This is a genomic window from Corynebacterium sp. HMSC064E07 (genome assembly GCF_001815745.1).
Taxonomy (GTDB): Bacteria; Actinomycetota; Actinomycetes; order Mycobacteriales; family Mycobacteriaceae; genus Corynebacterium; species Corynebacterium jeikeium_D.
On sequence record NZ_KV821827.1, the window covers coordinates 29,702 to 40,110 of the forward strand.

Genomic DNA, 10,409 nt, shown 5'->3' on the forward strand with positions numbered 1-10,409 from the left:
GATCTCGGTGGGCGCCGTATGTGTGGCATCATCCCGGGGCGAGCGCACATGGCACGGTTGAAGCTGGGGTACCGGGAGGCTGTGGCGCTGACTGATTCTGTGCTGTGCCCGGTAGGAACGCGCGTGCGCGGTCACGAGTTCCACAAGACAGCCCTCACCGATGACACCGCAAGTGTCGCTGCTGCGGCCGGGTGGCAACCAGCCTGGGGTTGGCGTGGATATCAAGGCGAAACAGTTCGCGACGGCTTTGTTTCCGAGTCTGGGCGGATTCATGCCGGTTACCTGCATGTTCATCCGGCGGGTGCGCCGGGGAACGTCAGTCGCTTTGTCGCTTCGTGCGCCGGGTAAAGTATTAGCTATGAGTTTGCTTCTCAAAGACTACGGTGTGTTGGTGATTGGCGGTTCCACGGCTGCAGAGCGCGTGATTCCTCGGCTGTTGGACTCTGGCGCTGATGTCACTGTGTGTGAAGGTGGGGAAGTAACAACTGCGATTGAGGCCTGGGCTGCAGACGGCCGTATTACTTTGACCCGCACCGGTTTTACCGAGGCGATGAGCTGGGGCAAGGCTCTCATGGTCTGCTGCGACGAGGCGTTGCTGCGTGAGGTGACTCTAGAGGGACACCGCCGAGGTATTCTCGTCGACGATGAAACCGGGTCTTCCAGCCCGCTTACTCCTGTGGCGCTGACCGGCCGTCGCGCGTCGCGCGCTGGGGATCTCGCTGGTCAGGTCGCGCTTGTGGGTGGTGGCCCGGGCGACCCCGGTCTGATTACCGTTGAGGGGCGTCGCCTGCTCCGGCTTGCCGACGTTGTCGTTGCAGACCACCTCGGTCCACTGTCGCTGCTCGGTGACTTGGAGCCGGATGTCGAGATTATTGATGCCGGCAAGCTTCCTTACGGCCGCGCCATGGCTCAGGAGCGCATCAATGAACTGCTAGTTCATCGTGCCCGTGAGGGCTACTTTGTGGTCCGGCTCAAGGGCGGCGATCCGTACATCTTCGGCCGCGGTTTTGAAGAGCTTCAGGAGCTACAGAAGGCTGGGGTACCGGTTCGCGTTGTGCCGGGTATTACTTCAGCACTGGCGGTACCGGGGACGATTGGCATCCCAGTTACTATGCGTGGCGTCAACCATGAATTCACTGTTGTGTCCGGTCACGTCCCACCGGGGCACAGGAAATCGCTGGTCAATTGGGATGCGCTGGGCCGGATGCACGGCACTATTGCCATCATTATGGGAGTTAAGAACGGGCCAAAGATTGCCGAGGCTCTGATGAAGGCCGGCCGCAGCCCGAAGACTCCGGCTGCGGTCATCCAGGACGGCACGCTGCCGAATCAGAGGTCGCTACGCTGCACACTCGGCGAGCTTGGCGAGAAAATGGTCGAAGAGGCAATCAAGCCGCCCGCAGTTATCGTCATCGGTGAAGTCGCGGGCCTGGATGAGGGCGATGAGTAAGAACAACAAGTCGAGCAACAACAAGTCGAAGAAACCAGAGCCAGAGCAGCAAAAGGCAGGGCTTGTTACTCGACTGCTTGCCGACGATCAGCTGCGTAGCGCTATCTGGATGGGCGCTGCGACCTTCCTGGTGTTTTACCTCGGAGCCATGATTATTTTCCGCCTCCTTCTCCTCGGCGGAGAAGGCTCGCGATACGACAGCATTTTCATCGCTGTCATTGCGCTCATTGCCGCCATTGTGGCAGGCCGGAAGCGCTACAACGACGACATTTAGTTTTCCGGGACGCGGAAGATGAGGGTGTCGTCGTCAAGCGAGACATCGTATCCTGCGGCGCGCGCGATGTCGACGGCCTCTGTGGGGGAGGTCGGTGCCGTGTCGGAAAGGGCAATGGCGCGGGCAAATAGGCCCTTGTAGTGCTTGTTGAAGTGGCTGACGATTTTGCCCTCGGCGGTGAGCACGGTCATCGTTGTCGCGCTCTTGACTTTGCCCAAATTGGCGTAGGTGCCGGAACGAAGGTCGATGAGGAAGTCGACATCATTGAGAGCCTCGGTGATGGCGGTGCCCCAACGGCGCTTCATCGTGGGAGCCGCGTCGGCAGGCTGATCCGCCAAGGGGAGCTTGACCGTACCAGAGAGACGGTAGTGGGGGATGAGGTCGTCCCCGCCAATGACACCGAAGAGCGCTGACCCGATGGCGAGTCGAGCACGGCCGGTTTCCGGCAAATCGCTGGGGGAGAGTGCGTCGTAGAGCACCCCGGTATAACGCTCGAGAGCCGGCATGGTCGGCGACTCTAGGAGCGCGGCATTAGCTGTGACTTCGTCAGCAAGCCGTGGCCCCAGCTTCAGTGTTTTCATCGCGGCCTCCCTGTTCGCACTTAACTCCACGAGATCGGCTGCAATGCGCTCGCGGATGGGGTTGAGGGAGCCGAAGCTCAGCGAGGAAAAGTCCACTGCGGGATGGCTGCCACCAGTGGCTTTGGTTTCAGATGGGGGTAGGACTACGAGCATGGGCACCATAGTAATGCCCCGCATGTTGCGAAGAATGATCGACGGGTAAAATCAGCATTCATGATTACGCGAATGTCCCAGCTGTTCCTGCGCACACTGCGCGAGGATCCAGCTGACGCCGAGGTCCCTAGCCACAAGCTGCTCGTCCGTGCCGGCTACATCCGGCGAACTGCCCCTGGTGTGTACTCCTGGCTGCCACTGGGCTTGAAGGTTCTGCGCAACGTAGAGAAGGTTGTGCGCGAGGAGATGGAAGGCATTGGCGCACAGGAGCTGGCATTCCCTGCACTGCTCCCGCGTGAACCGTACGAGGCGACGAATCGGTGGACCGAATACGGCCCCGAGCTGTTCCGTCTGAAGGATCGCAAGGGCGCGGACTACCTGCTGGGGCCGACGCACGAAGAGATGTTCGCGCTGGCTGTCAAGGATCTTTTCAGCTCCTACAAGGATTTCCCGACGACGCTGTTTCAGATTCAGACCAAGTACCGCGACGAGGCTCGCCCGCGCGCTGGTATTCTGCGTGGCCGCGAGTTCGTGATGAAGGACTCTTACTCCTTCGACATGGACGACGAGGGGCTGGAGAATTCTTATCAGCTGCACCGCGGTGCCTACCAGCGAATTTTTGACCGGCTGGGCATTAAGTACGAAATCTGCCACGCCACCTCCGGCGCTATGGGCGGTTCGGCCTCCGAGGAGTTCCTGGCTGTTAGCGAAAGTGGCGAAGACTCCTTCGTAGTCTCCACCGACGGTGAGTACGCCGCCAATGTGGAAGCCGTGAAGATTCCGGCAGTCGAACCGCAGCCGATTGAGGGACAACCGGAGGCGAAGGTTTACGAGTCTCCGAACTGCACCACAATCGCAGCGCTTGTTGATTGGGCCAATGGTGCGGACCTCGGACGCGAGGTCACTGCTGCCGATACTTTGAAGTGCGTTCTCGTCGCCGTCGACCCGAAGAAGGTCGATAAGGAGGGCAACGCCCTGCCGGAACAGCTCACCGCAATCCTGGTTCCCGGTGACCGTGAGGTCGATGAAAAGCGTCTTGAAGTCGCATTTGAACCGGGTGAGGCGCGCTTGCTGGAGGACAAGGACTTCGCAGCCAATGACTTCCTGATCAAGGGCTACGTCGGCCCGCAGGGGCTCGCCGATCGCGGTGTGAAGGTCCTTGCTGACCCCCGCGTGGCGGAGGGCACAAATTGGATTACAGGAGCCAACGAGGAAGGCAAGCACATCGTCGATGTGGTCGCTGGTCGCGACTTCCAGATTGACGGTATTTGCGATGTCGCAGAGGTGCGTGACGGCGACCCGGCTCCGGAGGGGCATGGCACGCTAAAGATCGAGCGCGGAATCGAGATCGGTCACATTTTCCAGTTGGGCCGCAAGTACACCAACGCCTTTGAAATCGACATCCTCGATGTCAACGGTAAGCGTGCTCGTCCGACGATGGGGTCCTACGGCATTGGCGTATCCCGCCTGGTCGCTGTCCTCGCAGAACAGCAGTTGGATGAAAAAGGCCTCAAGTGGCCAGTTGCCGCAGCACCGTACAAGGTTCACATCGCTGTGGCCGGCAAGAACGCCGAAGCAGCTGAGGCCGCTGAACAGCTGGCGGAAGACCTCAGCCAGCAGGGCATTGAGGTGCTTTTCGACGACCGTCCGAAGGTCAGCCCCGGTGTGAAGTTCAAGGACGCCGAGCTGCTGGGTATGCCGTTTGTGGTCATCTTTGGCCGTGGCTACGCGGACGGCAAGGTGGAGCTGCGTAACCGCCTGACCAACGAGACCGACGAGGTCGCCGCTGACGGCATTGCAGCTCACGTCGCGGAGCTGGTTCGCAAGGCTTAGAGCCCGGGCAACGGCTCCAAGTTGTTGCCACCTAGCGCTGCCGCTCCGGCGGCAGCCACGCCAGCTGCCTGCAGCGCGAACATACGCATCCGAGGGTTATTAGCAGCGAGCAATACGTCTTCCCACGCCTGGGCACAATAGCGCTCCAATGCAATCATGTAATCGACGGGTGCCGTATCTGGCGAAGGAGCGCCTTCCGGCATATAGCCAGGTGCGCTCTCCGGCACCTCAACGTCGGAATCCTCCAAAATTAGTCGGGCACGATCGCGCAAAATTCGGTGGCGCTCGCCACGGGCCAAAAGTGCAGTAGTGGTATCGCCTCCGACACGTGGTGCGGCTACGCCGACACCGTAAATCATCATGTATTCGGCTTGCAGTGCCTTAGTCATCTGTTCTTCGGCACCCGAGATTTCATCCCTGTCACTGGGAATCAATGGGACAAGCTCCTCCCACTCAGCGCCCGCAACACGCAGAGCGAGGACGATACCGCCATCGACAGCCGTGGCGAGGCGCGCAGTGTGCTCCTCCCGCAATGCAGTGCGTGAATCCAGGGCATTCGTCAGTACGGGATTGTTTCGCGAGTCCGTGAGCAGTAGCTTCGCGTCGGAACCGGTAACCAGGGATCCTGGGACTGCTACGTCCGAGCCACATTCATCGACAGGTTTACCGTCCTTGTGGGTGCCGCAGGCGCGTGTGATTTCCTTATCCAGTTCGGTAACCTGCGCGGAGCGCACCGCTGCGAGGTCAGGATTGGCGTCGCTAAGCGACTGTGCATCGCGCGCCGCCAGCGCATGGAGAACCTCAATGGCGTAATCGGGGCGCGGTGCCACCAGATGCGAGCACGCGGAAAGCGCAGGAAGTGATCCCACGGCGAGGGCAGCAGCGAGGAAGCCACGGCGCGAGAGAGTACGAGTGCGATGCGATGCGGAAGCAAAACTGGGGGAGGGAGGTTCAACAATCACCTCACTATGGTGCCACGGCGGGCGGCACTTTGTGTCAATGCGGTATGTGGAAAGCGCCCAGGTGCGCAATTCCTAGTACTTGACCTGTAGACTCTACGACTATGGCGATACCCGCACCCGAGAAAATTGAACAGTTTGTGAGCCCGGCGCTCGCACAAATCGGCCTGGATGTGGAAGATGTCAAGGTCGTTCGCGCCGGCGCAAAGTCACAGGTCATTGTGTTAGTTGACGCAGATGAGCGTCCTGACCTCGATGTTCTGGAACAGGCCACGTATGAAGTATCTTCGGCTCTGGATGCCGCGGAGGCACGTGGTGAAGCGGACTTCGGCGCTCAGGGCTACACCTTGGAAGTTTCCACTCCTGGTATTGACGCACCGCTGACCCAGCCTCGGCACTGGCGTCGTAACCGTGGTCGTATTGCGGAGATTTCGCTTGCCGACGGTTCCGCGATTGCAGCCCGCATTGGTGCGCTGTCGCCGGATGAAGAATCCATCATTCTCGTTACCTCTAAGGGGCCAAAGGGACGTTTGAAGGCTGTTGGCCAGCGTGTCCAATTAACCAATGTGGCCCGTGCAGTGGTACAAGTTGAATTCTCTAATCCGCCCGCAGCCGAGAAGGATTTTGCGGGACTAGACTATGACGATGCCTTGACCAGGCTGGAGGATAACAAGTGAAGATTGAACTAGCTGCCCTGCGAACCTTGGAAAAGGAAAAGGGTATTCCTGTCGACGAAATGCTGGGACTGGTCGCCCGAGCATTGCGTGAAAGCTACCGTAACACCACCGCACCGGCACAGTATGCGCGCGTCGAAATCGACCGTGAGACCGGTGACGTCATAGTCTTTGCCCAGGAGCGAGACGACGAGGGCAATCTCATCTCCGAATGGGACGACACTCCGGAGGACTTCGAGCGTACCGCTGCATTCGCTGTTCGTCAGACCATCCTTTCGCGTCTGCGGGATGCGGAGAGCGATAAGGTTCTCGACGAATACGCAGACCTGTCTAATCAGGTCATTTCCGGCGTGGTCCAGCGCGATGTCTATGCCAATGAAAAGGGCATTGTCGTCGTCCACATCGGTTCGGAGGCCAACGGCCGAGACGGTATTCTGATGCCGGCTGAGCAGCTGCCAGGTGAGGAACTCAAGCACGGTGACCGCATCAAGTGCTACGTCGTCGGTGTGAACAAGACACCGCGCGGTGTTGCGATTCACCTGTCACGCACGCATCCGGAGCTCATTCGTAAGCTCTTCGAACTTGAAGTTCCGGAAGTTGCCGATGGGGCAGTGGAATTGATTTCCATTGCGCGCGAGGCCGGTCACCGCACCAAGGTTGCTGTACGCCCCACGGTCAAGGGCCTCAACGCTAAGGGCGCCTGCATTGGGCCCCGCGGTCAGCGTGTGAACTCGATTATGAATGAGCTCAAGGGCGAGAAGATTGACATCATCGACTACGACGAGGATCCGGCGAAGTTCGTTGGTAACTCGCTGGCGCCCGCCAAGGTAGTTAGTGTCAAGATTCTGGACATGGACGAGCGCCGTGCACACGTTGTGGTGCCCGACTACCAGCTCTCTCTTGCTATCGGCAAGGAGGGACAGAATGCCCGTCTGGCGGCTCGTCTGACCGGCTGGCGAATCGATATCCACTCCGACGCGGAGTAGACACAACGTCAGCGTCCCAGCGGTTGCGAAAGTGGCGGGAAAGTGCCTAGGGGGTTGGCACTTTTCCGCCTTTTCGGGTTATGCTGGGAGGTGGCCAAACGACAAGGCGTGATTTTCCTATGCGAATTTTCGCGCTGAATTTCTTAGCAGGAAGGTGGGTGCGTCAGGAGTATGACGACTTCGCGGGTGCTAAACCCGAATTCGACAACTCATACGCCTGCACCCACACGTACCTGTATTGCAACTAAGCAGCGCCACAATTGCTCGGAGCTGCTACGCATTGTCGCCACCACCCGTTCAGATGGCTCAGTAGCCGTCGTTGCTGATCCGCATCGTCGGATGCAGGGGCGAGGTGCCTGGATCACCCCAACACTAAAGGCTTGGGAGATCGCCGACAAGCGCCGTGCATTTGGCCGCGCACTGAAGGTATCTACGCAGGTAGATGCGTTTCCGGTTAAACAGTTTATCGCCACGCACTACGAAGCGGCGGAGGGTTTCGCCCCCGCTGACGATGTGCGTGTCGCTAAGCAGGGAGGCAGGAAAAATGACAACAGAAAGACCTGAACACTGATGAGCACACGATGAAGCATCAGCGATGAACGGCAATAGATAAGAGGGAGCCCTGCAGGCGCTCTCGGTGCGCGGACAAATCCGCCATCGGGCGCTGCTCGGCCCCCACTAGTGAGGAGAGCAGTGTCCGGAAAGCTACGTGTCCATGAGCTCGCTAAGCAGCTCGGGGTCACCAGCAAAGAACTACTCGCCGAGCTGAAGGCTCAGGGCGAGTTTGTTAAGACCGCTTCTTCGACGGTGGAACCACCCGTCGTCAGGAAGATGAAGAAGGTCTACGAAGAGAAGAATGCTGGCGCAGGTGCTGACGCGTCTGCCCAGGCCCCAACTACCAAGGCTGCTGCTAAGTCGGGTGCCAAGCCAGCTGCAAAACCAGGCGCTAAGCCTGCTGCACCAGCGGCGGCAAAGCCGGGTGCCAAGCCAGCTGCACCGTCCCGTTCGCCGAAGCCGGGACAAGAAATGCCACGCCCGCCGAAGCCTGCTGGCCCGAAGCCAGGGCCGAAGCCAGGCGCACGCGCACCGCGTGTGGCGAACAACCCATTCTCGACCGGCGGATCCTCCCGTCCGGCACCGCGGCCGTCCAACATGCCGCGTCCGCAGGGTGGAAACGGCCGTCCGGGCCCGAAGCCGGGAGCACGCCAGGGTGGCCCTCGCCCGCAGGGTGGAAACGGCCGTCCGGGCCCGAAACCGGGAGCACGCCAGGGTGGCCCTCGCCCGCAGGGTGGACAGGGCCGCGGTAATAAGCCGAGCGGCAATCGTCCGACTCCGGCAATGATGCCTTCGCACCCGAACCCGGGGCAGATGCCTGCAAAGGCAAGCCGCGGTGGCGGTGGCGGTGGCTTCGGCGGCCGTGGTCGCGGCCCGGGTGGCCCGGGTGGCGGACCGCGCGGTGGTCGCGGCGGACGTCGCGGTGGAACTGCAGGTGCATTCGGGCGACCAGGAGGCGCCCCGCGTCGCGGACGTAAGTCGAAGCGTCAGAAGCGCAACGAGTACGAGGCAATGCAGGCACCATCCGTGGTAGGCGGCGTTAAGCTGCCCAACGGTAAGGGCACGACCATTCGCCTCGCACGTGGTGCATCCCTGTCTGACTTCGCTGAGAAGATTAACGCCGATGCAGCATCGCTGGTCCAGGCGTTGTTCAACCTCGGCGAAATGGTGACGGCAACTGCATCGGTCTCCGACGAGACCCTGCAGCTGCTCGGCGACGAGATGGATTACAAGGTCCAGGTCGTCTCGCCTGAGGATGAGGACCGCGAGCTCCTCGAGTCCTTCGACCTCCAGTTCGGTGAGGACGAGGGCGACGATGAGGACCTGGAGCAGCGCCCGCCAGTGGTAACTGTGATGGGTCACGTCGACCACGGTAAGACGCGCCTGTTGGACACGATTCGTAAGGCCAACGTCGGTGGCCACGAGTCCGGTGGTATTACCCAGCACATCGGTGCCTACCAGGTGCCGGTGGAGCTCGACGGTGAGAAGCGCAAGGTTACCTTCTTGGATACCCCGGGTCACGAGGCGTTTACCGCCATGCGTGCTCGTGGTGCCAAGTCGACCGATATCGCGATTCTGGTTGTTGCAGCTGATGACGGCGTCATGCCGCAGACGGTTGAGGCTATTAACCACGCCAAGGCCGCTGATGTGCCGATTGTCGTTGCAGTCAACAAGATTGATAAAGAAACTGCAGATCCGCAGAAAATTCGTGGTCAGCTGACTGAATACGGTCTCACTGACGAAGAGTGGGGCGGCGACACTATGTTCGTCGATATCTCCGCTAAGCAAGGTCTCAACATCGATCAGCTTCTCGAAGCAGTGCTGTTGACTGCCGATGCTTCGCTGGATCTGCGCGCCAATCCGGATATGGACGCTCAGGGTGTCGCCATTGAGGCTCACCTTGACCGTGGCCGTGGTCCGGTGGCAACCGTTATCGTTCAGCGCGGTACGTTGCGCGTCGGTGATTCCATCGTTGTCGGTGACGCATATGGTCGTGTTCGCCGCATGGTCGATGAGTACGGCAACGACGTCGATGAGGCCGGTCCTTCCCGTCCGGTTCAGGTGCTCGGCCTGACCTCCGTACCGGGTGCTGGTGACAACCTCCTGGTTGTTGACGAGGATCGTACGGCCCGCCAGATTGCAGACCGCCGCGACGCACGTCGTCGTAATGCGCTGCAAGCACGTCGTCGCAAGCGCGTCTCCCTGGAGAACCTGGACGAGATCCTGAAGGAGACCAACACCCTCAACCTGATCCTGAAGGGCGACAACGCCGGTACCGTCGAGGCACTGGAAGAAGCCCTGCTCAAGATCGAGGTCGACGACGAGGTCGCACTGAACATCATCGACCGTGGTGTCGGTGCTGTTACTCAGACCAACGTCACGCTGGCTGCTGCGTCTGACGCCGTCATCATCGGCTTCAACGTTCGCTCCGAGGGTAAGGCCACAGAGGTTGCCAACGCTGAGGGCGTTGACATCCGCTACTACACGGTGATTTACCGTGCTATCGAGGATGTTGAGGCTGCTCTGAAGGGCATGCTCAAGCCGGTCTACGAGGAGAAGGAGATTGGTCGTGCAGAGATTCGCGCCATCTTCAAGTCCTCCGCAGTTGGCCTCATCGCCGGCTGTATGGTCGAGTCCGGCAAGGTCCGCCGCAACGCGAAGGCTCGCCTGGTTCGTGACGGCAACGTCATTACGGATTCGGCGACTATCGAGTCGCTGAAGCGAGAGAAGGACGATGCTACCGAGGTCGCAGCCGGTTACGAGTGCGGTATGGTGCTGTCTTACCCGGACATCCAGGTGGACGACGTTATCGAGGTCTACGAGATGGTCGAGGTTCCGCGCACGTAGCAACGTAAGCTAAACACTGCGTGAACTTTGATAAGGCGCTCCCTTCGGGGAGCGCCTTTTTGCGGGGTTAAGTGACAAAAAGTGTGTCCGCTCGGTG

9 protein-coding genes and 1 pseudogene are annotated in these 10,409 nt (G+C 60.1%); 8 read left to right on the forward strand and 2 right to left on the reverse strand.

Translation table 11 applies throughout. The annotated features are described in order from the left end of the window. From HMPREF3053_RS10910 to HMPREF3053_RS08525, 3 genes and pseudogenes are all read left to right on the forward strand, one after another. Nucleotides 1-348, forward strand: a pseudogene (locus HMPREF3053_RS10910) (cobyrinate a,c-diamide synthase); the annotation flags it as partial. Nucleotides 349-358: 10 nt separating this feature from the next. Next, complete coding sequence (gene cobA / locus HMPREF3053_RS08520; RefSeq protein WP_069358758.1) at nucleotides 359-1,450, forward strand: uroporphyrinogen-III C-methyltransferase; 1,092 nt, start codon at nucleotides 359-361, stop codon at nucleotides 1,448-1,450. After that, nucleotides 1,443-1,724, forward strand: coding sequence for a hypothetical protein (locus HMPREF3053_RS08525; RefSeq protein ID WP_239271971.1), 282 nt, complete (start codon nucleotides 1,443-1,445; stop codon nucleotides 1,722-1,724). Before cobA ends, HMPREF3053_RS08525 begins: the two co-directional genes overlap by 8 nt. On the opposite strand, the gene HMPREF3053_RS08530 is transcribed toward HMPREF3053_RS08525, so the two are convergent. Then, entirely contained in the window at nucleotides 1,721-2,458 is a 738-nt protein-coding gene (locus HMPREF3053_RS08530) for a YaaA family protein (protein ID WP_070767572.1), read from the reverse strand. The two genes, HMPREF3053_RS08525 and HMPREF3053_RS08530, sit on opposite strands and share 4 nt — an antisense overlap. A gap of 60 nt (nucleotides 2,459-2,518) precedes the next feature. Here HMPREF3053_RS08530 and HMPREF3053_RS08535 point away from each other — a divergent pair, with 60 nt between their 5' ends. Further along, nucleotides 2,519-4,291: a proline--tRNA ligase gene (locus tag HMPREF3053_RS08535; protein ID WP_070767571.1), complete on the forward strand. Its 1,773-nt coding sequence runs from the start codon at nucleotides 2,519-2,521 to the stop codon at nucleotides 4,289-4,291. Here HMPREF3053_RS08535 and HMPREF3053_RS08540 read toward each other — a convergent pair. Further along, nucleotides 4,288-5,253 carry a DUF4439 domain-containing protein gene (locus HMPREF3053_RS08540; RefSeq protein WP_049189652.1) on the reverse strand — a complete coding sequence of 322 codons (966 nt, stop codon included), beginning with the start codon at nucleotides 5,251-5,253 and terminating at the stop codon, nucleotides 4,288-4,290. The genes HMPREF3053_RS08535 and HMPREF3053_RS08540 overlap by 4 nt on opposite strands. 101 nt (nucleotides 5,254-5,354) lie before the next feature. Here HMPREF3053_RS08540 and rimP point away from each other — a divergent pair, with 101 nt between their 5' ends. The 4 genes from rimP (at nucleotide 5,355) to infB (ending at nucleotide 10,312) form a co-directional block, all read left to right on the forward strand. Further along, the gene (gene rimP, locus HMPREF3053_RS08545) at nucleotides 5,355-5,927 is read left to right on the forward strand and encodes a ribosome maturation factor RimP (RefSeq protein WP_016422583.1); all 573 of its coding nucleotides are present in this window, start codon (nucleotides 5,355-5,357) and stop codon (nucleotides 5,925-5,927) included. After that, nucleotides 5,924-6,910, forward strand: a complete 987-nt coding sequence (gene nusA / locus HMPREF3053_RS08550) for a transcription termination factor NusA (protein ID WP_016422584.1) — start codon at nucleotides 5,924-5,926, stop codon at nucleotides 6,908-6,910. Before rimP ends, nusA begins: the two co-directional genes overlap by 4 nt. A gap of 171 nt (nucleotides 6,911-7,081) precedes the next feature. After that, on the forward strand, nucleotides 7,082-7,474 hold the full coding sequence (locus tag HMPREF3053_RS08555) for a YlxR family protein (protein WP_016422585.1): 393 nt from the start codon (nucleotides 7,082-7,084) through the stop codon (nucleotides 7,472-7,474). Nucleotides 7,475-7,603: 129 nt separating this feature from the next. Beyond that, the gene (gene infB / locus HMPREF3053_RS08560) at nucleotides 7,604-10,312 is read left to right on the forward strand and encodes a translation initiation factor IF-2 (RefSeq protein ID WP_016422586.1); all 2,709 of its coding nucleotides are present in this window, start codon (nucleotides 7,604-7,606) and stop codon (nucleotides 10,310-10,312) included. The last annotated feature ends 97 nt before the right edge of the window (nucleotides 10,313-10,409 follow it).